The organism is Paraburkholderia bryophila, from assembly GCF_013409255.1.
Classification (GTDB): domain Bacteria; phylum Pseudomonadota; class Gammaproteobacteria; order Burkholderiales; family Burkholderiaceae; genus Paraburkholderia.
Window position 1 is genome coordinate 3,533,575 of the sequence record NZ_JACCAS010000001.1, and the last position, 24,783, is coordinate 3,558,357.

General features: G+C 63.3%; 21 protein-coding genes and 1 tRNA gene. 16 read left to right on the forward strand and 6 right to left on the reverse strand.

What is annotated here, in order from left to right:
* Nucleotides 1-83 precede the first annotated feature (83 nt).
* Nucleotides 84-1,622, reverse strand: coding sequence for a DHA2 family efflux MFS transporter permease subunit (locus GGD40_RS15845; protein ID WP_179708440.1), 1,539 nt, complete (start codon nt 1,620-1,622; stop codon nt 84-86).
* A gap of 134 nt (nt 1,623-1,756) precedes the next feature.
* Here GGD40_RS15845 and GGD40_RS15850 point away from each other — a divergent pair, with 134 nt between their 5' ends.
* The 7 genes from GGD40_RS15850 to GGD40_RS15880 all read left to right on the forward strand — a co-directional run bounded on the left by GGD40_RS15850 (nt 1,757) and on the right by GGD40_RS15880 (nt 11,907).
* Nucleotides 1,757-2,200, forward strand: a complete 444-nt coding sequence (locus GGD40_RS15850) for a MarR family winged helix-turn-helix transcriptional regulator (RefSeq protein WP_179744191.1) — start codon at nt 1,757-1,759, stop codon at nt 2,198-2,200.
* Between the two features lie 262 nt (nt 2,201-2,462).
* Nucleotides 2,463-4,190, forward strand: a complete 1,728-nt coding sequence (locus GGD40_RS15855) for an alpha/beta fold hydrolase (RefSeq protein ID WP_179744192.1) — start codon at nt 2,463-2,465, stop codon at nt 4,188-4,190.
* A gap of 130 nt (nt 4,191-4,320) precedes the next feature.
* Nucleotides 4,321-5,184, forward strand: coding sequence for a LysR substrate-binding domain-containing protein (locus GGD40_RS15860; RefSeq protein WP_179708446.1), 864 nt, complete (start codon nt 4,321-4,323; stop codon nt 5,182-5,184).
* 190 nt (nt 5,185-5,374) lie between these two features.
* Nucleotides 5,375-7,489, forward strand: a complete 2,115-nt coding sequence (locus GGD40_RS15865) for a LamG-like jellyroll fold domain-containing protein (RefSeq protein ID WP_179744193.1) — start codon at nt 5,375-5,377, stop codon at nt 7,487-7,489.
* Between the two features lie 13 nt (nt 7,490-7,502).
* Nucleotides 7,503-7,814, forward strand: coding sequence for a hypothetical protein (locus tag GGD40_RS15870; RefSeq protein WP_257030414.1), 312 nt, complete (start codon nt 7,503-7,505; stop codon nt 7,812-7,814).
* Nucleotides 7,815-7,860: 46 nt separating this feature from the next.
* A complete protein-coding gene (locus tag GGD40_RS15875) occupies nt 7,861-9,999 on the forward strand; it encodes a phosphocholine-specific phospholipase C (RefSeq protein ID WP_179744194.1) in 2,139 nt (712 codons plus the stop codon).
* 327 nt (nt 10,000-10,326) lie between these two features.
* Entirely contained in the window at nt 10,327-11,907 is a 1,581-nt protein-coding gene (locus GGD40_RS15880) for a methyl-accepting chemotaxis protein (RefSeq protein ID WP_179744195.1), read from the forward strand.
* A gap of 78 nt (nt 11,908-11,985) precedes the next feature.
* Here the strand turns inward: GGD40_RS15880 and GGD40_RS15885 are convergent, their stop codons facing one another.
* Nucleotides 11,986-12,348 carry a hypothetical protein gene (locus tag GGD40_RS15885; protein ID WP_179744957.1) on the reverse strand — a complete coding sequence of 121 codons (363 nt, stop codon included), beginning with the start codon at nt 12,346-12,348 and terminating at the stop codon, nt 11,986-11,988.
* Between the two features lie 427 nt (nt 12,349-12,775).
* Between GGD40_RS15885 and GGD40_RS15890 the strand changes: the two genes are divergently transcribed.
* Both GGD40_RS15890 and GGD40_RS15895 read left to right on the forward strand, forming a co-directional pair.
* Complete coding sequence (locus GGD40_RS15890) at nt 12,776-13,063, forward strand: AbrB/MazE/SpoVT family DNA-binding domain-containing protein (RefSeq protein WP_179744196.1); 288 nt, start codon at nt 12,776-12,778, stop codon at nt 13,061-13,063.
* A gap of 6 nt (nt 13,064-13,069) precedes the next feature.
* Nucleotides 13,070-13,408 (forward strand): type II toxin-antitoxin system PemK/MazF family toxin, encoded by a 339-nt coding sequence (locus GGD40_RS15895; protein ID WP_179744197.1) that lies wholly within the window; start codon nt 13,070-13,072, stop codon nt 13,406-13,408.
* A 152-nt stretch (nt 13,409-13,560) separates the two neighbouring features.
* Here the strand turns inward: GGD40_RS15895 and GGD40_RS15900 are convergent.
* From GGD40_RS15900 to GGD40_RS15915, 4 genes are all read right to left on the reverse strand, one after another.
* Nucleotides 13,561-13,637, reverse strand: a tRNA-Met gene (locus GGD40_RS15900).
* Between the two features lie 85 nt (nt 13,638-13,722).
* Complete coding sequence (locus GGD40_RS15905) at nt 13,723-15,381, reverse strand: MFS transporter (protein WP_179744198.1); 1,659 nt, start codon at nt 15,379-15,381, stop codon at nt 13,723-13,725.
* A gap of 236 nt (nt 15,382-15,617) precedes the next feature.
* Nucleotides 15,618-17,156: a sensor histidine kinase gene (locus GGD40_RS15910; RefSeq protein WP_179744199.1), complete on the reverse strand. Its 1,539-nt coding sequence runs from the start codon at nt 17,154-17,156 to the stop codon at nt 15,618-15,620.
* A gap of 9 nt (nt 17,157-17,165) precedes the next feature.
* A complete protein-coding gene (locus tag GGD40_RS15915; RefSeq protein WP_179744200.1) occupies nt 17,166-17,954 on the reverse strand; it encodes a response regulator transcription factor in 789 nt (262 codons plus the stop codon).
* Between the two features lie 231 nt (nt 17,955-18,185).
* On the opposite strand from GGD40_RS15915, the gene recA reads away from it, so the two are divergent.
* From recA to GGD40_RS15950, 7 genes are all read left to right on the forward strand, one after another.
* The gene (recA, locus tag GGD40_RS15920; protein ID WP_035548417.1) at nt 18,186-19,262 is read left to right on the forward strand and encodes a recombinase RecA; all 1,077 of its coding nucleotides are present in this window, start codon (nt 18,186-18,188) and stop codon (nt 19,260-19,262) included.
* A gap of 7 nt (nt 19,263-19,269) precedes the next feature.
* Nucleotides 19,270-19,983 carry a recombination regulator RecX gene (gene recX / locus GGD40_RS15925; protein WP_179744201.1) on the forward strand — a complete coding sequence of 238 codons (714 nt, stop codon included), beginning with the start codon at nt 19,270-19,272 and terminating at the stop codon, nt 19,981-19,983.
* Between the two features lie 189 nt (nt 19,984-20,172).
* Nucleotides 20,173-20,913 (forward strand): DUF2889 domain-containing protein, encoded by a 741-nt coding sequence (locus GGD40_RS15930; RefSeq protein ID WP_179744202.1) that lies wholly within the window; start codon nt 20,173-20,175, stop codon nt 20,911-20,913.
* Nucleotides 20,910-22,079 (forward strand): ADP-forming succinate--CoA ligase subunit beta, encoded by a 1,170-nt coding sequence (sucC, locus tag GGD40_RS15935; protein WP_035548413.1) that lies wholly within the window; start codon nt 20,910-20,912, stop codon nt 22,077-22,079. The genes GGD40_RS15930 and sucC overlap by 4 nt, the downstream gene beginning before the upstream one ends.
* Before the next feature lie 142 nt (nt 22,080-22,221).
* Nucleotides 22,222-23,103, forward strand: coding sequence for a succinate--CoA ligase subunit alpha (gene sucD, locus GGD40_RS15940; RefSeq protein ID WP_035548412.1), 882 nt, complete (start codon nt 22,222-22,224; stop codon nt 23,101-23,103).
* Between the two features lie 145 nt (nt 23,104-23,248).
* The gene (locus tag GGD40_RS15945; RefSeq protein ID WP_179708477.1) at nt 23,249-23,953 is read left to right on the forward strand and encodes a TerC family protein; all 705 of its coding nucleotides are present in this window, start codon (nt 23,249-23,251) and stop codon (nt 23,951-23,953) included.
* Between the two features lie 133 nt (nt 23,954-24,086).
* Entirely contained in the window at nt 24,087-24,710 is a 624-nt protein-coding gene (locus GGD40_RS15950; protein WP_179708479.1) for a pilin, read from the forward strand.
* The last annotated feature ends 73 nt before the right edge of the window (nt 24,711-24,783 follow it).

The window sequence follows — 24,783 nt, forward strand, 5'->3', positions numbered from 1 at the left end:
GTCGCGGTTCCACCACTCGCTCGCGTTTAAGCCGCCACGCCGCACATCGTTCGTCCGGACTAGTCGACGCTTGCCGTCAACGCTCAATCCATCGCCGCGTGCGCGACCGACGCATCCGGTGCCTTATGCGCAGGCCGAATCAGCAACAGCAGTGGAATCACCAGCAGCGTCGCCACGAACATCAGCTTGAAGTCGTTCAGATACGCGATCATTGACGCCTGCTGCGTGATCGACACATTCAACGCGGCCATGTCGTAATTCGAGCCGCTCGCGAGCATGGACTGCATCGCCGGATTGAATAGCGTGACGTTCGCCGCGAGATCCGCGTGCGAGACCTGGGTGTTGCGCGTCATCAGCGTCTGCACGATCGAAATGCCGATACTGCTGCCGATATTGCGCATCAGGCTATACGTCGCGGTGCCGTCCGCACGCAGTTCGGGTGTGAGCGTCGAGAAGGTCAGCGCGCTCAGCGGCACGAACACGAGTCCGAGTCCGAAGCCCTGAATCACCCCCGGCCAGACGATATCCGACTCCGACAGCACGATCGTGTAATGCATCATCTGCCACAGCGCGAACGCGGAGATCAGGAAGCCGGCGAGCAGCAACAGCCGCGCGTCGACCCGTTTCAGCAGCCGCCCGGCGAACAGCATCGCGATCATCGTACCGGCGCCGCTGGGCGCGGTGACGAGGCCGGTGGTCGCGACCGGATAGTTCATCAGGTTCTGCAGCATCGGCGGCAGCAACGCGCGCGTGGCGTACATTACCGCGCCGATCACGAAGATGAAAAACGTGCCGGTGGCGAAGTTTGGGTCTTTCAGCAATTCGTATTTGAAGAACGATTTCTTGCCGACCGTGGCCGTATGCACGAGAAAAAACGCGAACGCGATGGCCGCGACCAATGCTTCGATCACGATCTCATGCGAGCCGAACCAGTCGAGTTGCTCGCCGCGATCGAGCATGGCCTGCAACGCGCCGATCGCGAGGCCGAGTGTGGCGAAGCCGAAGGCGTCGAACTTCGCGTCGGGTTTCGGCGCGCGCGTGGGGAGAAAGGTCGCGACGCCGAACAGCGCGAATGCGCCGATCGGCACGTTGATGAAAAACACCCAGCGCCAGTTATAGCTGTCGGTGAGCCAGCCGCCGAGCGTCGGCCCGAGAATCGGTCCGACCATTACGCCCATGCCCCAGACCGCCATCGCCTGGCCTTGTTTCTCGCGTGGATTGATGTCGAGCAGGATGGACTGCGACAGCGGCACCAGCGACGCGCCGAACACCCCCTGCAGTAAACGCGACGCGACGATCTGCGTGAGCGTTTCCGACAACCCGCACAGCGCCGACGACACCGTGAAGCCGCCGATCGCGACGATCAGCAGCCGCTTCACGCTCAGCCGGTCGGACAGCCAGCCGGTGAGCGGCGTGGCGATGGCGGCGGCGACGATGTACGAGGTCAGCACCCACGTGATCTCGTCCTGCGACGCGGACAGCGTGCCTTGCATATGCGGCAGCGCCACGTTGGCGATCGTGCTGTCGAGCGTTTGAATCAGCGTCGCCAGCATGATCGAGATCGTGATCATGGGCCGGTTGAGCGGCGCGGCGGCGCTGGCCGGCAGGGAGTCGGAAGACATGAATGAGTGGCGTGGCCGAATAGTAAGCATGCTTAGTATATCGGCTCGAAACGGCGCCGCAATCGGGAGTTATGCGGAGCCTGAATTGCGCGGCTTCAATCGCGGAAACGCCGGCGGCTTCGTATAATCCGCGCATGAAAACCCAACTCGATGAGCGCTTCGGCTTTCTGATTTCCGACGTCGGCCGTCTGACGGGCAAGCGTTTCGACGATCTTGCGAAGTCATCGGTCGATCTGACGCGCGCGCAGTGTCGCGTGCTGGCTTACCTCGCGCATTACGGCGACATCAATCAGGCGCGCCTCGCGGACCTGCTCGAAGTCGCGCCGATCTCGGCGGGCCGTTTGCTCGACCGGATGGAAGAGGGCGGCTGGATCGAGCGGACCGCCAATCCGCAGGACCGCCGCGAGCGCCAGGTCGGCATGACGCCGAAGGCCGAGCGCACGCTCGGCAAAGCGCGCAAGGTCGGCGACGAAGTCGCGCTCGAAGCGCTGGACGGTTTCAGCGACGGCGAAGCGAAGCAGTTGATCGCGCTGCTGCAACGGGTGCGCGGCAATCTGAGCCGGTTGGTGGATCGCTGAATCGACCGCGGCGCTTCGCTCAGCATCCCGCATTTCTCCCGACGATCGCCATCGATCCGTCATTGCGACGTTGAACCACGCCGCCAATGGCTTTCGACCATGCCAACATGGTTAGGCGGGCATCACCTGATCTTTCACGCTCTGCGGTCCCCGCACAAGACTGGCGCGTTTGCCGCTAGCCTGGGACGTTCAACGTCGCAAACTGTCGTGCACGCTGCGCACGGTTTGCAAGTCGACCGGCATCGCCGTGGGAGAGTGAAGGATGAAAACCGTCGCAACAAGAACCGCCTGGATCGTGTCCACACTGGCGCTGGCCGGCTGCGGCGGCGAAGATGCGCCGCAGTCGCAGCAGCAACACACCGCTGCGCAGAAACGGGCTTCGGTACTGAAGCCGTATCTGGATCAGACGGTGGCCTGGCGCCCGTGCGACAAGAACCGGTTGCCTGCCGCCTGGGCGGCATTGGCGGACAATCCGCGCTTTCGTTGCGCGAGCATTCGTGCCCCGATGGATTGGGGCGATCCGGAAAAAGGCGAGATTACGCTCGCACTAACGCGGGTCGCCGCGAAAGATCCCGCAACGCGCCTCGGCTCGCTCCTATTCAATCCCGGCGGACCCGGCGCGGATGGTCTTCTGGCCAACGTCCAGTTCTCCGCGCGGATAACCGGCGGTCGGATCGCGGCCGAACGGGAAGTGGCCAGCCGGTACGATCTGATCGGTTTTTCGCCACGGGGCATGGGTTCGAGCACGCAGTTGACCTGTAACTCGGACGAGCGTCCCAGCACGGTCTTGTGGAGCGGCGACACCCACGCGTCTACCGTGAATGCGCTGCTGCGCAATGTCGAACTCAAATCGCGGGCCTGCCAGGACAAACCGCTCGCGCCGTATATCGACACGGCGCAAATGGCGCAGGACATGGATCTGATCCGGGCTATCTCCGGCGACGCCAAACTCAATTACATCGGCCACTCGTACGGCTCGTGGCTCGGCGCCTGGTATGCGGGTCTGTTTCCCGATCGGGTTGGACGAATGGTGCTGAGCGGCAACACGGACTTCTCCGCGCGGACCTGGGCCGAAGGCGGCATCCTGTTGCAGCCGCCCGCAACCCAACGCATCGCCGACGAGATTGTCGGGCCCTATGCGGCACGCCATGACACGACCTTCAATCTGGGCGCCGATCCGGCAGCGACGGGGCAGCTCTTTGCCGCCTTCTCGCCGGCGTTGAAAGCAGCGACCGTTGCCGCGCTCCGCGAATCGCGGGTATTCGCGTTGTCGGGCTATATCGACGACGGGGTGTCGGTGTTCGTGGCGGCGAAGGGGCTTGGGCAGATACTCGAGCAGAACCCGGGCACTACGCAGGAGCGGACGCTGGCGCTCGCCAGGCATCACGTTTTCTCGAGCCATCCACCGGCGAGTGAGATGGCGCAGGAGATCGCAACGAAGACGCTGATCCCGAAGTACTTCGAGGCGATGCAACAGCCTCCGCGTGAGGAAAGCACGCTGCGCGTGGATACCGAGGAGGCCGTGGATCTCGCCGTCATGTGCAACGACACACCCGCGCTCAGTACGGATCGGCAATTCTGGATCGACAAACACGTCGACTATGCGCAGCGCTACCCATTGGGCAGCGGCGTGCTGGGTGGCAGCGTGCTCAACTACAGTTGTCTGTTCTGGAACCCGCCGCAAGCCGCCGCGATCAAGCCGACTCTCGACGAAGTGGCGCGTGCGCCGTCGATCGTGATGATCCAGGCGGAATTCGACGGCATGACCGCCGCCGAGGGCGCACTGCGCATGTTCGACGGCTTGCCGAATGCAAGCCTGCTCTACCTGAAGGACGAATATTCGCATAGCAGCTATCCATCGGGTAACCCATGCGCGGACGAGCCGGTCACGCAGTATTTGCTGCATGGCACGCCGCCGCCACGGCGAGTGGACTGCTCGCAAAACCGCGAGCTGTCACTCGATAATTTGCACGAGCCGGAGGTGGTCTGACCGATGCGGTGGGTCGGCACGGTGGCGGTTTGTCGAACGGGACGCTGCTTTTTCTTACAAAGACAAAAGCCGTTTGTAACGTAATTGCCACGTCCCGGTAATAAATTGGAAGTTTTCCCTCTGGCCTTCCATGCTCGCTCCGCTTCTGGTTGCCTTTTATGAAACCGTCCGGCAGGGCAGCGTGACGGCTGCGGCAAAGCGCCTCGAAGTCAGCCAGCCGACCATCACCGCGCGTATCCAGCAACTCGAAAAGCAGTACGGCGTCGAACTGTTCCATCGGCGCGGCAGCCGCTTCGATCTGACCGACGCGGGCGCGGCGCTGATGCCGCTGATCGACCGGATGCAGCAAACCGAAAGCGATATCGATTTCACGCTGCGCAACGAACGCGAATTGGCGGCCGGCAATCTGCGGGTCGGTGCGACCGGGCCGTACTACATTTTGCCGGCGATCGCGGCGTTTCATCGGCAGTATCCGGCTGTGAAGATTCACATCGAGATCGGCAACTCGCAGCAGATTCTCGACGCGTTGCTCGACTTCCGCGTCGATCTCGCGGTGTCGTCGCAACGTGTCGACGATCCGCGTTTCGCACGCCGTACGATCGCCGACGATCCGCTCGTCGTGGTCGCGCATTGCCGGCATCCGCTGGCGGCGCAGAAAGTGGTGCGGCTCGCCGACGTCGCCGCGCATACGCTGCTGTTGCGCGAGCCCGGTTCGCGTACCCGCGAGGCAACCGAGACCGCGCTCAAACGTATCGGTCTCGAACCCGCGATGCTGATCGAAATCGGCAGCCGCGAAGCGATCTACGAAGCGATCCGTCACAACATGGGCTGCACGCTGATGCCGGTCGGCGAAGCGCCGGCGCATCCGGATCTGCGGCAGCTTCCGCTTGAATCGGACGCGCCGATCCTGCAGGAATATCTGTATCACCTGCAGGCGCGTGCGAGCTCGCGGTTGATCACGTCATTCATGGCTAATGTCGAGGCGCCGGCTTAACACGCTTCACGAACCAGAATGAAGAAGTAGCGTCAGGCATCGCCCGTAAAAAAAGCCGCCCTCACAAAATGGCTGATGCCGGTATCGGCCAGCTTGCGTAGAACGACATATCCGCGTCGCCCGCGGTCCCTATCGTTGCATCGATTCGCCGGATGGTCCGGCGCACATCGGCATCGGAGAGGGGACGAACATGAGACGGCACACCGTCGTGCAATTGGCATGCGCACTAGCGCTGCTCGGCGCGCTCAGCGCTACGGCGAGCTTGAGCGGTTGCGGCGGCGGCGTGTCGCAATCGGGCGGCAGCGGTTCCGGCGGCACCTCGGGCAGCGGCGCGGCGAACACGCAACCCGGCACGCCGGCGAGCACGCCTGCGGCCACCGGTCCCGCAGCGAAGAAAATGCTGCTGGTCGAACTGGACGGCGTGACCTACAACGCGTTGAGCGCGGGCATGGCCGGCGGCACCTTGCCGAATCTCGCGAAGCTGACCTTGGCGCCCGCTTATAGCGGTGGCGTCAACGGCACGCTGTCGCAGCAACCGAACCTCGACACACCCGGCTGGGCGAGCATCCTGACGGGCACCTGGGCCGATCGTCACCAGATCAACTCCGACGCGCCGAATCAGGCCTCGCACAGCAGCACCGTCTTCCAGCTTCTCAAGACCGCGGGCTTCGGCACGATGGGCGCGGCCGTCGATTCGAGCGGCCTTGCTGCGCTGCTGACGCCGGATCAGAACGCCGGCAATCTCAACACGTTGGTGAATTGCGCCTCCGTCGACGCCTGCGTCACGCAGAACGGCGTGAGCATGATCGACAACGGCTATTCGCTGGTGGTCGCGCAATACCACTCGGCGCAGGACGCGGCGCTCAACGCCGGCCTGTCGTCGACGAACTACGCGAGCACGCTGACGCAACTGGACAGCGCGCTCGGCACGCTGGTCGCCGAAACCGCCAAACGCAGCAATGAAAACTGGCTGGTCGTGGTGACCAGCAGCCACGGCCTGAACGCGGCCGGCGGTACCGACGGTTTGCCGCTGCCGCTCGAATCGACCAGCTTCATCGCGCTGAATCAGGCGCCGAACGCGCGCCTCGGCAACACGACCGCGCCGTCGACGATGGCCGCGCTCTACACGCGCGCCAGCATCGCCGACGTCACGCCGACGCTGCTCGCTTATCAGAGCGCGCTGCCGGGCGCCGCGACCTATGCGCTCGACGGCGGTCAACTGATCGGCGCGACGCCGGTCTCGCAACTGATCGGCACGACCGGCAGCGACAACGCCAGCCTCGTACTGACGTGGGCCGCGCCGGCCAGCGGTGCGATCAGCGTGCTGCGCAACGGCACGGTGATCGCCAGCCTGCCCGCCGGCACCGCGACCTACACCGACAGCCAGCTCGGCCTGACCGCAACGGGCGTCTATCCGTTCAATTACACGGTCGTGGCCGGCAGCGCGCCGCTCGCGACGATCACTCAGGTCGTCTACGTGCAACCGCCGCCGCCTCCGCCGCCCCCGCCGCCGCTCGCGACCACGCTGACCACCGGGTTGAGCAGCTACTACCCGTTCGGCGCGCTGCCGCCGGTCGATCGCCTGAACGCCAGCACGATGGGCCCGTGGGCCGCAGACGCCGACGGCGGCTCGCTGTTCGCCGATCCGTTCGGCGGCAAGGGTTTGCAGATCGACACGCATACGGTCGACACCAACGGCTTCGACGGCTACAAGCTGACGCAGACCAACGACGTGACGACTCACGCGCAGTTCACGATCGGCTTCTGGTTCTACACGTCGTGCGCGAATCTGACGGGCAACGGCACGCCGATCTTCTCGAACAAGAACTACTACTCGGGCGGCAATGCGGGCATCGCGATCGGTCTGTTCCCGGGGTCGAGCGCGAGCTGCAACATCCGCTTCAATCTCGGCGACGGCAGCACGCGTAACGACATCAACAGCCTGAATGTCAGTGCGAACAAGTGGACCTACCTCGCACTCACCATCGACACGGCGGCGAAGAAGATCAATGCCTACGTGTTCGATCCGGTGCTCGGCGAACAGAAGGTGCTGGCCCAGACCTTGAGCGTGAACATCGCCAAGCTGCCGGGTCTCGGCGTGTTCGGGCTGAACGAGGACGGCACCGGCCACTACTACATGAATGCCTGTAACGACACGCCGCCGTACACCGTCGGCAAGTGCGCGGCCACGCCGCCGGACGTGCAGGCGTTCAGCGACCTCGCGTTGTGGACCCGTGTCGTCACCGAGACCGAGTTGCAGTCGGTGTTCGGTTCAGGTCAGCCGCTGTCCACGCTCACTCACTAACCGGAGTCTCGCGATGAATCCGACACGTTCTTTTCCGAACGCGCAGCCGCTGCGTGAACCGCGCGAGACGCGCGGCCTGCTGGCAACCATGGCCTTTTGCGCGCTGTGCTGCATCGCGTTGGCTGGTTGCGACGGCAGCTCGAACGGCAGCAGCGCGAGCGGTTCCAGCGGCAGTCCCGCAGCCGCGAACAACGCGGCGGCCGGCGCGGGCGGCGCGAGCGCGGCGGTGCCGATCGTCGCCGCGCCCGCGTCCGGCGCCTGCGTCGCTTTGGGCGCGAGCGCCGTGCAGCCATTGCAGAACACGCAACTCGTCTGCGCGCCGTGACCCACGTGCGCGCCCCCATTCCGACGACGACCCCAACACGCCCAACATGACTTCACTGGACCGCCGTACCTTCCTGCGCAGCGCCGCGGGCGCTGCCGCGCTGAGCCTGTTTCCGCCGGCGATTCGCCGCGCGCTTGCGATTCCCGCGAACAACGCGACCGGCACCATCAACGACGTACAGCACGTCGTGATCTTCATGCAGGAGAACCGCTCGTTCGACCACTACTTCGGCACGCTGCCGGGCGTGCGTGGTTTTAGCGACCGCTTCACGATTCCGCAGCCCGGCGGCACGACCGTGTTCCAGCAGAACGACGGCACGCGCACGGTGCTGCCGTTCTATCTGGACAGCACCAAGGGCAACGCGCTGCTCGCGGGCGGTCCGCATTCGTGGACCGACGCGCACGCGGCGTGGGACAGCGGCCGCATGACGCAATGGCCGAAAGCCAAGGGCGATGTGTCGATGGGTTATCTGAACCAGTCCGACCTGCCGTTCCATGTGGCGCTGGCGAACGCGTTCACGATCTGCGACGCCTATCACTGTTCGCTGCATGGCGGCACCAACTCGAACCGCATCTTCCTGTGGACCGGCACCAACGGCGCGAGCGCGGGCTCCAATCCGGTGGTCAATAACGACGGCTGGGACGGCCTCGGCGCATCCGCGACCGGCCTTACGTGGACGACGTATCCCGAACGTCTGCAAGCGGCAGGCGTGAGTTGGAAGGTCTACCAGAACATGCCGGACAACTACACCGACAACTCGCTCGCCGGCTTCGCGACTTATCGCAAGGTCAACGAGACGCTGCCGGGTTCGCCGCTGCTGCCGTACACGCAGTCGCTCGAAGCGGTGGCGCCGCTGTACAAGGGCATCGGCAACACCATGCCCGACGGCGGCTTTCTGCAGTCGCTGAAAGACGACATCGCGGCGGGACAGATGCCGCAGGTGAGCTGGATCGTGTCGCCGCAGGCGTACTGCGAACATCCGGGCGCGTCGACGCCGGGACAGGGCGGCTACTACCTGCAACTGCTGCTCGATACGCTGACCGCGAACCCCGACGTGTGGAGCAAGACCGTGCTGTTCGTCAATTACGACGAGAACGACTGCTTCTTCGACCACATGCCGCCGCCGGACGCGCCGACCAAAAATGCCGACGGCACCTTCGCCGGTAAAACGACGGTGAACGCGCAGTACGAGTACTTCACGAAAACCAACCCGCCCGGCGATTCGTCGCCGCTCGTGCCGGATGGCCAGACCTTCGGGCCAGGGCCGCGCGTGCCGATGTTCGTCGTGTCGCCGTGGAGCACCGGCGGCTGGGTCAACTCGCAGGTGTTCGACCATACCTCGGTGCTGCGCTTTCTCGAGCAGCGCTTCGGGGTGACCGAAACCAACATCAGTCCGTGGCGGCGCGCGGTGTGCGGCGACCTGACCTCGGCGTTCAATTTCCGCAATCCGAACGATGCGCCAGTGGCGGCGCTGCCCGCGCCGACCAAGGCCCAGGCCGACGCGCAGAACGTGCAGCAGAGCGCGCTCGGCGCGGTGCCGGTGCCGGCGGCGGCGAGCCAGCAGATGCCGACCCAGGCGTTGATGTCGCGGCCGTCGCGCGCGTTGCCGTATCTGCTGCACGTGAGCGCCAACGCCGATACGCAGGACGGCCTGATCTGGCTGATCTTCAGCAATACCGGCACGGCCGGCGCGGTGTTCCATGTGTACGACCGCTTGCATCTCGACCGTGTGCCGCGTCGGTACACCGTCGAAGCCGGCAAGGAGCTGTCGGATTCATGGAGCGCGCTCGCCGACGACCAGGGCAATTACAGCCTGTGGGTGCTGGGGCCGAACGGTTTTCATCGCGCGTTCCAGGGCAACGTGGCGAGCGTCGCGACCGGGCCGAATCCGGAAGTGCGGGTTTGCTACGACGTGAATAACAACGCGGTCTATCTGACGATCATGAACGTCGGCAATGCGGCCGCCAACGTGACGGTCACGTCGAACGCGTATCGCAGCGACGGTCCGTGGACCTATGCGGTGCCGGCGGGGATGCAGGTCGAGCCGTACTGGTCGGTCGCCGCTGCCGGCGGCTGGTACGACTTCACGCTGACGATGACGGGCGGCTTCTCGCGGCGCTTTGCCGGCCGCGTCGAGACCGGCAAGGACAGCATCAGCGATCCGGCGATGGGCGTGGCGAGCTGAGCGAACGGATTGGAGCAGTAACAGCGGCAACAGCAGCAGCGCGCGAATCGCGCGAGAAGTGGCACTTCAGGGAGTCAGCGAGGGCTGACTCCCTTTTTTTTATACCCCGGCGGATGCTGACTGTCGTGTGACCCGACGTCGCGAATCGTCGCTTTGTATCTGATTTCCAACACTTTTTTCGCCTGCTGCTTTCGCGTGGATAATGCCGCCTGCATGTTCGGACGACCGTTGACGCGCAATGCGCTACCCGTGGTTACCCGTGGACGGAAAGAGCGAGTGGACGGCCTCTCTTTTCGCATACCAAACCGTCCATCCAAGACCAAACCAATGAACAACAAACAGCTCAGCGTCAAAGCCCGGCTTGCGACGGCCTTCGGGGTACTCGCGGCAAGTGTCCTGGTCGTATCGGGCCTGGCCGTCAATTCTCTCAACGACGCGGACCAGCGGTTCGCGAATTACGTCTCCGGTATCAGCGCGCGCGCCGAACTGGCGTCGCGCGTACGCACCGCGGTCGATCGCCGCGCCATTGCGGCCCGCAACATGGCGCTGGCCACGAAGCCGCAAGACTTCGAGGTCGAGAAGACCGCCGAGGCGCAAGCCCAGCAGGACGTGCAGACGCGCCTCGCCAAACTCAGGCAGATGGTCGACACCGCCGCCGACGCGTCCGGCAAAGCGCGCGATCTGGTCGCCGAGATGAGCCGCATCGAGGCGGCTTACACGCCGGTCGCGCAAGGCATCGTTGCGCTCGCAACGGACGGCAAGCGCGACGAAGCGGTGACCAAGATCAACGACGAATGCCGTCCATTGCTGGCCGCGCTGATCAAAGCCACCAACGACTACGTCGACTATACGCACAGCCAGGCCGAACAAAGCGTGCAGGACGCCGACGCGCGCAATACCCGGCAGCGCAATCTGCTGATTGCGATCTGCCTGCTGGCGACCGGCGCGGCGGCGATTGCCGGCGTGCTGATTACGCGTGGACTGACGCGTGCGTTGGGTGCTGAGCCGGCGGCATTGAGCGAAGTCACGCAGCGGGTCGCCAAGGGCGATCTGAGTCCGGTGGCCGGGGCGCGGCAGGCGCCGGAGGGCAGTGTGCTGGCGTCGATGGGCGCGATGCAGCAGAGCCTCGTGACCCTGATCGGCCAGGTGCGCTTTGCCGCGGATAGCATCGCGACCGGCTCGAGTCAGATCGCCGCGGGCAATATCGATCTGTCGTCGCGGACGGAGCAGCAGGCGTCGTCGTTGCAGCAGACCGCGTCGAGCATGGAAGAACTGACGGCGACCGTGCGTCATAACGCCGATAGCGCGCAGCAGGCGAGCGTGTTGTCGACCAACGCGTCGGAGATCGCGCAGAAGGGCAACGAGGTGGTGAGCCGCGTGGTGGGCACGATGGGCGACATCAGCGCGAGCTCGGCGAAGATCGCGGATATCACCGGGATCATCGAAGGGATCGCGTTTCAGACCAATATCCTCGCGCTGAATGCGGCCGTCGAGGCGGCGCGCGCGGGCGAGCAGGGGCGCGGCTTCGCCGTGGTGGCGAGCGAGGTGCGCAGCCTGGCGCAACGCTCGTCGGTGGCGGCGAAGGAGATCAAGGATCTGATCAACGCGTCGGTGGAGAAGATTCGCGACGGTTCGTCGTTCGCGCAGGAGGCGGGCAGCACGATGGCGGAAGTCACGCACGCGGTGGCGCGCGTGACCGACATCATGGGCGAGATCGCGGCGGCCACCGGCGAGCAGAGCCGTGGCATCGAGCAGGTGAACCAGGCGATCACGCAGATGGACACCGTGACGCAGCAGAACGCCGCGCTGGTTGAAGAGGCGGCGGCGGCTTCGCAGTCGCTGGAGGGTCAGGGGCGGCAGCTCAACGAGGCGATCGCGTTCTTCAGGCTGGAGGCCGGGCGCGGGTGAGGTGGGCGATGGCGGTTAGCGCTTGCCGATGGTTGTTTGGATGCGGTGGGCAAGGCGCTATGCGATTTCGTGTAGCGGCTACTTCGATTCGGAAGGCGCCGGCGCTCCTGATGGCGGGACCAGTTCGTAGCAGACCGGGGGCGTGGTTGGCGTCTTCGTTCTGGCTTCCGGTTGCTGCGGGTCGATGCATTTGAACGCGCTCTGGTCGCGCTGGACAAAAATCGTGTCGGCTGGACCGGCGCTGCCATGCGCGCCATTCACGACGGCGACGATTTTGTAGCCGTCTTGCAGGAGCGTGGAGAGCGTGGTCTGGGTGGGGCGCCACTGGCTGTCGGGTGGGATTTGGGCTTGAGTTTGAGCTTGACCGGGTAGCGCTGATGCGGCAGCTACGAGGGCGATGGCTGCGGTGGCCGCGGCGAGCTTGGCGGTGCGGGACTTGATCAAGAAACCTCCTTGAAGTTGCGATTTGGGGCTGTTGGATGGCCGTTGGCCGATCGCATCACAGTTATGGCACGGTTGCCTTTCAAGACCGCGCGCAATTCGAAGAAGTTCACGTGAGATTCCCGCTAGGCGTACTCATCCAGACCCGTACAAGGTTAGGCAGGCGCGGCAGATCCAATCTTTACAAGCGGTCGACGCAGGCTTGCAATATGGGACGATCGACCAGGGATGTACTGTATGGATATACAAGGGAACCGGCCTGAATGGATTGTACGTATGCCGTATCAACGTTGTTGACACATCGGTGATCCAGGCATAAGATTGATTTTGTATCAACGCAGTATCAACGTATGACCCTTTTAACCGGAGAGTCAGAAGTTACCGGCCGCGTTGACCGGCGGCTTCTGAATGATGGAGTGCGGACCTTATGGCTATTCAAACCTTAAAGCGCTGGGGAAATAGCCTTGCTGTTCGGATCCCCGCGAGTGTCGCCGGCGAGGTGGCCTTCACGGAAGGTCAGGAAGTGGACGTCGAAGTGCAGGACGGGAATGTGACGATTCGTCGGCACACGGCAATCAGGCGTTTCTCGCGCGAGCGTTATTTGCAGCAACTCCGCGAGAGCAAGCTTGTGTCGCACGAGACGATCGACTTTGGCGAACCGCAAGGCTCGGAACTCGGTGGACCCGACGACCCGGCGCGATTCGACAAATGGTAGGAGCGCATGCAGAACGGCATACCTGAAGCTGGCGACATCATCAGGCTCTACATTGGGCCAAGTAAGGGCAACGAGCAGGACGGATATCGAGCGGTTCTGGTGCTCAGTCCGCTGGACTTCAATGAGTTCACCGGGCGCGTTACGGGGCTGCCCATCACCTCCTCGGTGAGAGGGTGGGAAACGGAGATCCCGCTCTCCAGTCTTGTGCGGCCGGGCGTGGCTCTTGTCGACCAGATCACCACGCTTTCTTTCAAGGCTAGAGACTTCAGGTTCAACGGCGAGCGGGCTACAGCCGAAGAAATGGAAGCCGCGAAATATGCGGTGAAAATGATCCTCGATCTGTGATCGGAAGGCGCCAGAGATGGCGCTTTTTTTTGAGCCGTAGTTTTGGGAGAGAGCGAAGTTCAGCTTCATCGCCAAGACCTCTTGTGCTTCAACGGCGAACCAAAAACAAAAAAGCCGCTGAACCTTGCGGATCAGCGGCTTTTTCTTGCAACTGGTGGCGAATCAGGGACTCGAACCCCGGACCTGCGGATTATGATTCCGTCGCTCTAACCAACTGAGCTAATTCGCCGAAAGAAGCGAGATTATGCGGACCACGCCGGAGGCTGTCAACCCCCGGCGCACAACTTTTTCAAGTTGGCGGTCCATCACGCGTGTCAGTCCTGCGCGTAGATGTCCGAGTCCTTGGTCTCCTTCACGAACAGCATGCCGATCACGAAGGTGCCCACCGCAATCACGATCGGATACCACAGCCCCGAATAAATGTTGCCCTTCGCCGCGACGATCGCGAAGGCCGTCGCCGGCAGGAAGCCGCCGAACCAGCCATTGCCGATGTGATACGGCAGCGACATCGAGGTATAGCGAATCCGCGTCGGAAACATCTCCACCAGCATCGCCGCGATCGGACCGTACACCATCGTCACGTAGATCATGAGGATCGTCAGGATGGCCACGCTCATCGGCCAGTTGATCTGCGAAGGATCGGCCTTCGCCGGATAACCCGCGCTCTTGAGCGTGCCGGCAAGCGTCTTGTCGAACGCCTTGCCCTGATCCTTGGCGTCGGCGGCCTTGCCGTCATACGTGTTGACTACCGTATCGCCCACCTTGATCTCGGCCAGCGTGCCCGCCGGTGCCGCCACGTTGTCGTAGTTCAGGCCGGCCTTCGAAAGCGCGCTCTTGGCGATGTCGCACGAACTCGTGAACTTCGACGTGCCTACCGGATTGAACTGGAACGAGCATTCGCCCGGATTCGCGATCACGACGATCGGCGCCCGCGCGCTTGCGGTTTCCAGCGCCGGGTTGGTGTAGTGCGCCAGTGCCTTGAACAGCGGGAAGTACGTGCAGGCGGCGATCAGCAAGCCGGCCATGATGATCGGCTTGCGGCCGATACGGTCCGACAGCGAGCCGAAAAACAGAAAGAACGGCGTGCCGATCAGCAGTGCGATCGCGATCATGATGTTGGCGCTGCTGCCGTCCACCTTCATCGTCTGGGTCAGGAAGAACAGCGAATAGAACTGCCCCGTGTACCAGACCACGGCCTGGCCGGCGGTCAGACCGACCAGCGCGAGAATTACGATCTTCAGGTTCTTCCACTGGGCGAACGATTCCGTCAGCGGCGCCTTGGAGGTCTTGCCTTCGGCCTTGATGCGCTCGAACACCGGCGATTCGTGCAGTTGCATACGAATCCACACCGACACGCCTAGCAGGATGATCGACGCGACGAACGGCACGCGCCAGCCCCAGGCGCCGAATGCTTCTTCGCCGATCGCCGTGCGCACACCCAGAATCACCAGCAGCGACAGGAACAGGCCGAGCGTGGCGGTTGCCTGAATCCACGACGTGTAGAAGCCGCGGCGTCCGGCCGGCGCGTGTTCGGCCACATACGTGGCCGCGCCGCCGTACTCGCCGCCGAGCGCGAGGCCCTGCAGCATCCGCATCGCGATGAAGATCACCGGCGAAGCGAAGCCGATCGACGCGTAGCCCGGCAGGAAGCCGACCAGGAAGGTCGAGAAGCCCATGATCAGGATCGTGATCAGGAACGTGTACTTGCGTCCGACCATGTCGCCCAGGCGGCCGAACACGATTGCGCCGAACGGCCGCACCGCGAAACCCGCGGCGAAGCCAAGCAGCGTAAACACGAAGGCGGCAGTCGGATTGACGCCGGAGAAGAAGCTCTTGCTGATAAAGGCCGCGAGCGAGCCGGCCAGGAAGAAGTCATACCACTCGAACACCGTGCCCAGCGACGATGCGAAGATCACCCGCTTCTCATCGCGCGTCATCGGCACGTGCGAGATTTGCCCGCCAACGGTAGCCATATGTCGTCTCCAATTTCCAATATTGATATGTACACGTGGTGCGCCGGTCAAAGCACGCCCGTGCAGGGGATTATTGGAGTGGAAACTTACGGCGTACTGACGTGGCGGGGGTAGAGGGTGATTCTCTATGTGGCGCTAAATTTTCGACAAAATCGCTCAACGTCATATAGTTACCGATCAACGTCTGTCAACAGTATCTCAATATTCAATTGAGGTTTTTGCTTGCCCAAGTGCCGTTAGGGTAAGTCCCGCCCCCGCTCATGCATCGGCAAACTGACACGAACGAGGGTGCCGGCCAGTCGCGGCGAGGTCTGATAGACGTTGTCGTCGAGAGTCAGCTCGCCGCCATGCATCGTCGTGATCTCGCGGACGATCGCCAGTCCGAGCCCGCTGCCGTCGGCTTCGCGGCCCAGAATCCGGTAGAAGCGTTCGACCACCCGCGAACGCTCGGCGACCGGAATGCCGAGCCCGGTGTCCTCGACTTCCAGATGCACGCGGCGCGCGGCCACGTCGTGCCTCACTCTGACCGTGATGCGGCCGCCCGGCGGCGTGTAGCGGATCGCGTTGTCGATCAGGTTCGACAGCATTTCGCGCAGCATGACCGGGTTGCCGTCCACGTCGACGGGTTCGTCGGGCGCTTCGTAGCCGAGGTCCATCTGCTTGGCGAGTGCGGCCTGCACCCAGTCGCGCACCGCGCTGCGGGCGACTTCGGTCACCTCGACCGGCGTGAAAATCTGCCCCGACAGGCGGTTTTCCGCGCGCGCCAGCGCCAGCAACTGCGTGACGAGCCGCGCGGCCTGCTCCGAACTGGTCGCGATCTGCTCGAGCGAGCGGTGCACTTCCGCCGACGCATCCTGGCGCAAGGCCAGTTCGGCCTGAGTGCGCAGGCCGGCCAGCGGCGTTTTCATCTGATGCGCGGCGTCGGCGATAAAGCGCTTCTGCAGCTCCATGTTCTGTTCGAGACGCGTCAGCAGATCGTTGAACGAGGTCACCAGCGGCTCGATTTCCGGCGGCGCGCGGCGTGCTTCGAGCGGCGACAGATCGTCCGGCCGACGCGCACGGATATGCGCCTGCAGCGCGTGCAGCGGTGCGAGGCCGCGCGACAGGCCGAACCACACCAGCAGGATCGCCAGCGGCAGAATCACGAACTGCGGCAGGATCACGCCTTTGATGATGTCGTTGGCGAGCTGGCTGCGTTTGTCGAGCGTTTCGGCGACCTGCACCAGCACCGGCTGCGCGCCGGGCGTCTGCGGGAATTCGACGGTCGTATAAGCGACGCGGATGTCGTTGCCGCGCAGCATGTCGTCGCGGAACTCGACGAGGCCCGGTTGCGGCCGGTCCTCTTCATGCGGCAGCGGCATGTCGCGCTCGCCGCCCACCAGTTCGCCGCGCGTGCCGAGCACCTGGTAAAACACGCGGTCCACGTTGTCGCTACGTAGAAAATCGCGCATGGCGTCGGGCAGCGTGAGCTCCGCCACCCCGTTCACCGGATGAATCTGGCGGGCCAGCACATAGGCGTCGGTTTCGAGCGCGCGGTCGAACGGGCCGTTCGCGATCGACTTGGCGACCAGGTAGGTGACCGCAAGACTCATCGGCCAGAGCAGCAATAGCGGCGCGAGCATCCAGTCGAGAATTTCGCCGAATAACGAACGCGGGCGCGCTTCGGCGGCGGCTTCGGTTTCGTCGGGTGGGGCGAACGGATTCGCGTAGCGGGCGTCGCGAGCCTCGTCGAGGTCCGCCGCGTGCGCCGCCGCACGGTCTTCGCGCGCGGACATGGGCGCTCTCTATTTGAAGTGGTGACTCGCCGGCATCGCGCCGGACGGCGGCGAAGCGGGCGGCTCGGGGTCGGCGGCGGTGTGCGCTCGCGCTTGCGCCTGTGGGGCAGGCGGGTTCGCGTCGACGGGCGAAGCGGCTTTCTCGAGGCAATAGCCCAGTCCCCGCACCGTAATGATACGCACGCCGCTCGGCTCGATCTTCTTGCGCAGCCGGTGAACGTAGACCTCGATCGCGTTGTTGCTGACTTCCTCGCCCCATTCGCACAGGTGATCGACCAACTGCTCCTTCGAGACCAGCCGGCCGATCCGCTGCAGCAGCACTTCGAGCAAGCCGAGTTCGCGCGCCGACAGGTCGAGCACCTGGTCGTTGACATGGGCGATCCTGCCCACCTGATCGAACGACAGCGAACCATGCTTCACCACGGTCGGGCCGCCGCCTGCGCCGCGCCGGGTCAGCGCCCGCACGCGCGCTTCGAGTTCGGTCAGTACGAAGGGCTTGGCCATGTAGTCATCGGCGCCGAGATCGAGGCCTTTGACGCGTTCGTCCACGCTGTCCGCGGCGGTCAGGATCAGCACCGGCAGGTTGGAATTGCGCGCGCGCAGGCGGCGCAGCACCTCGAGTCCGGACATGCGCGGCAGGCCCAGATCGAGAATCAGCAGGTCGAAAGTTTGTACCGAAAGCGCGGTGTCGGCGTCGACGCCGTTCTTCACTAGATCAACGGCATAGGCCGATTGGCGGAGTGATCGAACCAGACCGTCCGCGAGTATGCTGTCGTCTTCGGCAATCAGAATTCGCATGATGCGCCAGCCCACCTTGCCGGCGCCGTGAGGTGTCCCCCGGCGCGCAGCGGTCTCCGAAAATTATTGTGGGTAGTTGGGCAGCGCGACGGTAAAAATGCGTGTTCGCATGAGAATCGTGCTTGCCAAAACTACTGTTTTTTTATACAGTGTCTGAGTTTCGTGTGTTGCCATTACCAAGTGGACGGCACACCTGCCTCAGACGCCGTTCATCATAGCAAAGGACGATTCATGGAAGAAAGCAAGAAAGGCTCGGCTGGACTGACTGCTGAAAAGAGCAAGGCACTCGCTGCCGCACTCGCGCAGATCGAAAAGCAGTTCGGCAAAGGGTCGGTCATGCGGCTCGGCGCAGGTGAGGCAATCGAAGACATCCAGGTGGTTTCAACCGGATCGCTCGGTCTTGACATCGCCTTGGGCGTCGGCGGTTTGCCGCGTGGCCGTGTGGTCGAAATTTATGGCCCGGAATCGTCCGGTAAAACCACGCTGACGCTGCAAGTCATTGCCGAAATGCAGAAGATCGGCGGCACGGCGGCGTTTATCGACGCGGAACACGCGCTGGACATCCAGTACGCAAGCAAGCTTGGCGTGGACGTGAGCGAGTTGCTGGTGTCGCAGCCGGACACCGGCGAACAGGCGCTCGAAATCGCCGACGCACTGGTGCGCTCGGGCTCGATCGACATGATCGTGATCGACTCGGTCGCGGCACTCGTGCCGAAGGCTGAAATCGAAGGTGAAATGGGCGACTCGCTGCCGGGTTTGCAAGCGCGTCTGATGTCGCAAGCGCTGCGCAAGCTCACCGGTACGATCAAGCGTACGAACTGCCTGGTGATCTTCATCAACCAGATCCGTATGAAGATCGGCGTGATGTTCGGCAATCCGGAAACCACCACCGGTGGTAACGCGCTGAAGTTCTACGCGTCGGTGCGTCTGGACATTCGCCGTATCGGTTCGATCAAGAAGAACGACGAAGTGATCGGCAACGAAACGCGCGTGAAGGTCGTCAAGAACAAGGTCGCGCCGCCGTTCCGCGAAGCGATTTTCGACATCCTGTATGGCGAAGGTATTTCGCGTCAGGGTGAAGTCATCGATCTGGGCGTCGCAGCCAAGATCGTCGACAAGGCTGGCGCCTGGTACAGCTACAACGGCGAACGTATCGGTCAGGGCAAGGACAACGCGCGTGAATTCCTGCGCGAAAATCCGGAGATCGCCCGTGACATTGAAAACCGTATCCGTGAATCGCTGGGCGTGAATGCCATGGCCGACGCGGTGACGGGCGCCGGCGCTGAAGTCGCGGGCGAAGAAGAGTAACCATTACGTGATACGCAAGGGCCGACCGTTGTCTCATGCTGGACGCAGTGCGGACGGCCCGCGTGATGATCAGGACGATTCGTTTGAATCGTTCGACGCGCATGATCGCGCCGAGGGCCGTGGCTCGCGGCGCGCACCGTCTAAATCTTCCCCGCCTTCCGGTTCGGATCCCTTCGAAACCGCTGAGGTTGCCGAATTTACCGAGGCGACCTATAGCCGCTCACGTCGCCAGCCAGGCGAAGCGAAGCCGGAGCAGGACGAAGCCAAAAACTCCAAACGCCCAGCCCGTTCGCTGAAAGGACGCGCGCTCGGCTATCTCTCTCGCCGCGAATACAGCCGTACCGAACTCGCGCGCAAGCTCAAACCGTTCGTCGAAGAAACCGATTCGCTCGACACGCTGCTCGATCAGTTGGAAGCCGAAAACTGGCTGTCCAACTCGCGTTTCGCCGAAAGCCTGATTCACCGCCGCTCGTCGCGTCTCGGCGCCAGTCGGATCCTCGGTGAATTGAAGCAGCACGCGGTCGACCCGACGCTCGTCGAAGACGCCAAGGCGCAATTGCGTGAGACCGAGTTCGTGCGCGCCCAGGCCGTTTGGCAGAAAAAATTCGGCCAGCTTCCCGAAACGCCCGCCGAGCGGGCCAAGCAGCAGCGCTTTCTGGCATCGCGCGGTTTTTCGGGTGCAACCATCGGCAAAATCCTCAGAGGCATCGACGAGGAGTAGGGGAGCAACCCGCCACCGTCACCTGCCAACCGCTCGCCGAATCACGCCAAATCACGCCGCAAGAAGCCTCTTCGAGATAGCGCTTAACCCGCTCAGCCGCACGCCGGGCGGGCCTGCGCATTCCGGCCTGTACCAAATACCCAGTATGCTAAAATTCATGGGTTTTCCAATCCGGCCTTTCCTTCCCGCATGCCGCTCTCCCCGCCAGTGTCCCGTCAGTTGCGGCATCGTCGCGCAATCAGAGCGGAAGCCTATGAGCGAGCCGATGGCCTGTGGGATGTGGAAGCGTGCTTGACCGACGAAAAACCGCGCGACGTGCTGCTTGCGTCGGGCGTCCGGCCCAATGGTCAGCCGATCCATGAACTCTGGCTTCGCATCACCATCGATCGCAAGCTCAATGTCGTCAACGCCGAGGCGTCGTCCGACTGGGTGCCCTATCCAGGGTTATGCCAGGTCAGCAATCCCGCCTACCGTGCCCTCATCGGGCTCAATCTACGTCAAAACTTCCGCCGTGAGGCTGCCCGTTTGCTCGGTGGCACGGAGGGTTGCACCCATCTCACCGAGTTGTGCGCAATCCTGCCGACCGCCGCGATTCAGGCATTCGCGGGCGAGGTGTGGAGCACCGGTGACAGCGCGAAAGGCGCGAAAGCCAGTTCAGGAAACGAATCGCCTGACGGCTCGAACGAGCATTCCAACGACAAACCGCCATTCCAGTTGGGACGCTGCCACGCGCTGCGTTTCGACGGCGAGGCGGTGCAGCAGTTTTATCCGCGCTGGTATGGCCACGCACCGCGTTCGGCGGAACGCGTGGCATCGTCAGGCGACGGGGCAGTCCGCCAGACAGGTAAGGGCGGCAACGCGTCCGGCATGAACGACGGCAGCGGAAACGAAGTTCAATCCAACTCTCAGACTGAAGGGAATCACGCATGAAGATTCACGAGTACCAGGGTAAGGAAATCCTGCGGAAATTCGGCGTCGCGGTACCGCGCGGCAAGCCGGTCTTCTCGGTGGATGATGCGGTCAAGGCCGCGGAAGAGCTCGGCGGCCCGGTATGGGTCGTGAAGGCTCAGATCCACGCGGGTGGCCGTGGCAAGGGCGGCGGCGTGAAGGTCGCCAAGTCGCTGGAACAGGTTCGTGAGTTCTCGAACCAGATCCTCGGCATGCAGCTCGTCACGCACCAGACCGGTCCGGAAGGCCAGAAGGTGAATCGTCTGCTGATCGAAGAAGGCGCTGACATCAAGAAGGAACTGTATGTCGGCCTGGTGATCGATCGCGTTACGCAGAAGATCGTCGTGATGGCATCGAGCGAAGGCGGCATGGACGTCGAAGAAGTCGCGGAAAAGACGCCCGAGCTGATCCACAAGATCGCTGTCGATCCGGCAACGGGTCTGAAAGACGCCGAAGCCGACGAGCTGGCCACGAAGATCGGCGTGCCCGCCGCTTCGCTGCCGCAAGCCCGTTCGATCCTGCAAGGCCTGTACAAGGCATTCTGGGAAACCGACGCGTCGCTCGCCGAAATCAACCCGCTGATCCTGACCGGCGACGGCAAGGTCATCGCGTTGGACGCCAAGTTCAACTTCGATTCGAACGCGCTGTTCCGTCATCCGGAAATCGTCGCGTATCGCGATATCGACGAAGAAGATCCGGCTGAAGTCGAAGCGTCGAAGTTCGACCTCGCGTACATCTCGCTCGACGGCAACATCGGCTGCCTCGTGAACGGCGCAGGCCTCGCAATGGCAACGATGGACACCATCAAGCTGTTCGGCGGCGAACCGGCGAACTTCCTGGACGTGGGCGGTGGCGCCACGACCGAGAAGGTCACGGAAGCGTTCAAGATCATGCTGAAGAACCCGAACCTGACCGCGATCCTGGTCAACATTTTCGGCGGCATCATGCGCTGCGACGTGATCGCGGAAGGCGTGATCGCGGCGTCGAAGGCCGTGTCGCTGAAGGTGCCGCTCGTGGTCCGCATGAAGGGCACGAACGAAGACCTGGGCAAGAAGATGCTCGCTGAATCCGGTCTGCCGATCATTGCGGCGGACAGCATGGAAGAAGCGGCTCAGAAGGTCGTCGCGGCTGCATCGGGCAAGGCGTAAGCCTCGTCCCACGGCGGCTTTTGCCACGGGCTTTTGCCAAGATTAACCAGGCATTACGAATGGCGGCGCGTGAGTGACGCGGGCGGAGAACATCCCGCCGCGCGGCGCAACAGCGCGACGCCAAACGAACAGAGGTCAATACATGTCGATTCTGATTAACAAAGACACCAAGGTCATCACGCAGGGCATTACCGGCAAGACCGGTCAGTTCCATACGCGTGCTTGCCGTGAATATGCAAACGGCCGCGAAGCGTACGTTGCAGGCGTGAACCCGAAGAAGGCCGGCGAAGATTTCGAAGGCATTCCTATCTACGCTAGCGTCGCTGAAGCCAAGGCTGAAACGGGCGCGACCGTGTCGGTGATTTACGTTCCGCCGGCAGGCGCTGCTGCTGCGATCTGGGAAGCGGTCGAAGCTGACCTGGACCTGGCGATCTGTATCACGGAAGGCATTCCTGTCCGTGACATGATCGAGCTCAAGGCACGTATGCGCGCGAAGAACAGCAAGACGCTGCTGCTCGGACCGAACTGCCCGGGCACGATCACGCCGGACGAACTGAAGATCGGCATCATGCCGGGTCACATCCACCGCAAGGGCCGTATCGGCGTCGTGTCGCGTTCGGGCACGCTGACGTACGAAGCAGTCGGTCAATTGACGGCGATCGGCCTCGGCCAGTCGTCGGCAGTCGGTATCGGCGGCGACCCGATCAACGGGCTGAAGCACATCGACGTGATGAAGATGTTCAACGACGATCCGGAAACGGACGCCGTCATCATGATCGGCGAGATCGGTGGTCCGGACGAAGCGAATGCCGCCGAGTGGATCAAGGACAACATGAAGAAGCCGGTGGTTGGCTTCATCGCCGGTGTGACGGCGCCTCCGGGCAAGCGCATGGGCCACGCCGGCGCGCTGATCTCGGGCGGTGCGGATACGGCCGAAGCGAAGCTGGAAATCATGGAAGCCTGCGGTATCACGGTCACGAAGAACCCGTCGGAAATGGCGCGTCTTCTGAAGGCGATGCTGTAATACCAAAATTCGCGCGCTGTAAGGGCGCGTTTTTTGATACGCTTACGGGACCCTTTCGTGAGCGTGCGGTTTCAAAAAAAGCGGGGGAGTGCAAACTCCTCCGCTTTTTTATTGGCTGTGCGCCAGACTTCCTGGCCTTTCGTCCATGCTCGAGTTTTTCGCCACGCTCCATTGGGGCGCCGTCATCCAGATCATCGTGATCGACATCCTGCTGGGTGGCGATAACGCAGTTGTCATCGCATTGGCTTGCCGTAACCTGCCGGCGTCCCAGCGCACCAGGGGCGTGTTGTGGGGCACGGCCGGCGCAATCGTGCTGCGCGTTGCGCTGATCGCGTTCGCGGTCGCGCTGCTCGACGTGCCGCTGCTGAAGTTCGCGGGCGGCCTGCTGCTGTTGTGGATCGGCGTGCGTCTGATGGCGCCCGCGCACGACGCGCATGAGAACGTCAAACCGGCCGACAAGCTGTTGTCGGCGATCAAGACCATCATCGTCGCGGATGCGGTGATGAGCCTCGACAACGTGATCGCGATTGCCGGCGCGGCGGAGGCGGCCGATCCGGAACACCGGCTCGCGCTGGTGATCTTCGGCCTGATCGTGAGCATTCCGCTGATCGTGTGGGGCAGCCAGCTGGTGCTGAAGCTGCTCGACCGTTTTCCGATCGTTATCACGCTCGGCGCGGCCTTGCTGGGGTGGATCGCGGGCGGTTTGATCGTCAACGATCCGGCTGGCGACCGGTGGCCGATTCTCGATACGCCGTTGGCCGAATACGGCATGAGCATCGCGGGTGCGTTGTTCGTCGTGATTCTGGGTTATCTGCTCAAGCGGCGTAACGCCAACCGCGCCAGTGCATAGCGCATAAACGCAGAGCACGTGGCATGCAACGTTAGCCATTCGGCTGACTGTGAGCCGCGGGCGCCTCTCGCTACGATAGAAACGCCTGTCCCCGATCCGTGGGGCAGGCGTTTTTCGTTTCAGGAGTCTGCCCATGAACGTTACCTTGCCGTGTTCCCCTTATTCTCAATCCTCGCTGCCCCCGCGTTTTACGCTTGAGCGAGCGCGCTGGTCCGCGCGTCTCGCGCGTGCCTGCCGCCGCCTCGGGCTCGGCTTCACGCTGATCGAACTGATGATCGTGCTGGCGATCGTCGGCGTGATCGCTGCGTATGCGATTCCCGCGTATCAGGACTATCTCGCGCGTAGCCGCGTCGGCGAAGGCTTGTCGCTGGCGACCTCCGCGCGTCTCGCCGTCGCTGAAAACGCGGCGAGCGGCAGCACGTTCAGCGGCGGGTATGCATCGCCGCCCGCCACCCGCAACGTCGAGTCGGTTCGCGTCGACGACGACACCGGTCAGATCACCGTCGCGTTCACCACGCGCGTGGCGCCCGCGGGGTCGAACACGCTGACGCTGGTGCCGTCGGTACCGGACAATGCCGATGCACCGACCGCGCGCATCGCGTTGAGCAAGGGTTCGATGCAGGCAGGCGCGCTCACGTGGGAGTGTTTCGCCGGCGGCAAAGCGGCCTCGTCGTTGCCGGCGCCGGGCGCAGGACCGGCTCCGACTGAAGCGTCCACGCTGTCAGCGAATCTCGCACCGCCCGAGTGCCGTTCATGAGGTGTAGCGCGAGTCGTCGGATGAGTAGCCGACCGCACGTAAAAGGCTGATTTTCGGGATATTTCAGCCCGGC

Coding starts and splice junctions, on each gene's coding strand:
- GGD40_RS15850 (WP_179744191.1), top strand. CDS start 1,757: ATGAAAACCCAACTCGATGAGCGCTTCGGCTTTCTGATTTCCGACGTC.
- GGD40_RS15905 (WP_179744198.1), bottom strand. CDS start 15,381: ATGGCTACCGTTGGCGGGCAAATCTCGCACGTGCCGATGACGCGCGAT.
- GGD40_RS15890 (WP_179744196.1), top strand. CDS start 12,776: ATGGCTATTCAAACCTTAAAGCGCTGGGGAAATAGCCTTGCTGTTCGG.
- GGD40_RS15845 (WP_179708440.1), bottom strand. CDS start 1,622: ATGTCTTCCGACTCCCTGCCGGCCAGCGCCGCCGCGCCGCTCAACCGG.
- recA (WP_035548417.1), top strand. CDS start 18,186: ATGGAAGAAAGCAAGAAAGGCTCGGCTGGACTGACTGCTGAAAAGAGC.
- GGD40_RS15860 (WP_179708446.1), top strand. CDS start 4,321: ATGCTCGCTCCGCTTCTGGTTGCCTTTTATGAAACCGTCCGGCAGGGC.
- GGD40_RS15910 (WP_179744199.1), bottom strand. CDS start 17,156: ATGTCCGCGCGCGAAGACCGTGCGGCGGCGCACGCGGCGGACCTCGAC.
- GGD40_RS15950 (WP_179708479.1), top strand. CDS start 24,087: ATGAACGTTACCTTGCCGTGTTCCCCTTATTCTCAATCCTCGCTGCCC.
- GGD40_RS15875 (WP_179744194.1), top strand. CDS start 7,861: ATGACTTCACTGGACCGCCGTACCTTCCTGCGCAGCGCCGCGGGCGCT.
- sucC (WP_035548413.1), top strand. CDS start 20,910: ATGAAGATTCACGAGTACCAGGGTAAGGAAATCCTGCGGAAATTCGGC.
- GGD40_RS15895 (WP_179744197.1), top strand. CDS start 13,070: ATGCAGAACGGCATACCTGAAGCTGGCGACATCATCAGGCTCTACATT.
- sucD (WP_035548412.1), top strand. CDS start 22,222: ATGTCGATTCTGATTAACAAAGACACCAAGGTCATCACGCAGGGCATT.
- GGD40_RS15855 (WP_179744192.1), top strand. CDS start 2,463: ATGAAAACCGTCGCAACAAGAACCGCCTGGATCGTGTCCACACTGGCG.
- GGD40_RS15915 (WP_179744200.1), bottom strand. CDS start 17,954: ATGCGAATTCTGATTGCCGAAGACGACAGCATACTCGCGGACGGTCTG.
- GGD40_RS15865 (WP_179744193.1), top strand. CDS start 5,375: ATGAGACGGCACACCGTCGTGCAATTGGCATGCGCACTAGCGCTGCTC.
- GGD40_RS15880 (WP_179744195.1), top strand. CDS start 10,327: ATGAACAACAAACAGCTCAGCGTCAAAGCCCGGCTTGCGACGGCCTTC.
- GGD40_RS15870 (WP_257030414.1), top strand. CDS start 7,503: ATGAATCCGACACGTTCTTTTCCGAACGCGCAGCCGCTGCGTGAACCG.
- GGD40_RS15945 (WP_179708477.1), top strand. CDS start 23,249: ATGCTCGAGTTTTTCGCCACGCTCCATTGGGGCGCCGTCATCCAGATC.
- GGD40_RS15930 (WP_179744202.1), top strand. CDS start 20,173: ATGCCGCTCTCCCCGCCAGTGTCCCGTCAGTTGCGGCATCGTCGCGCA.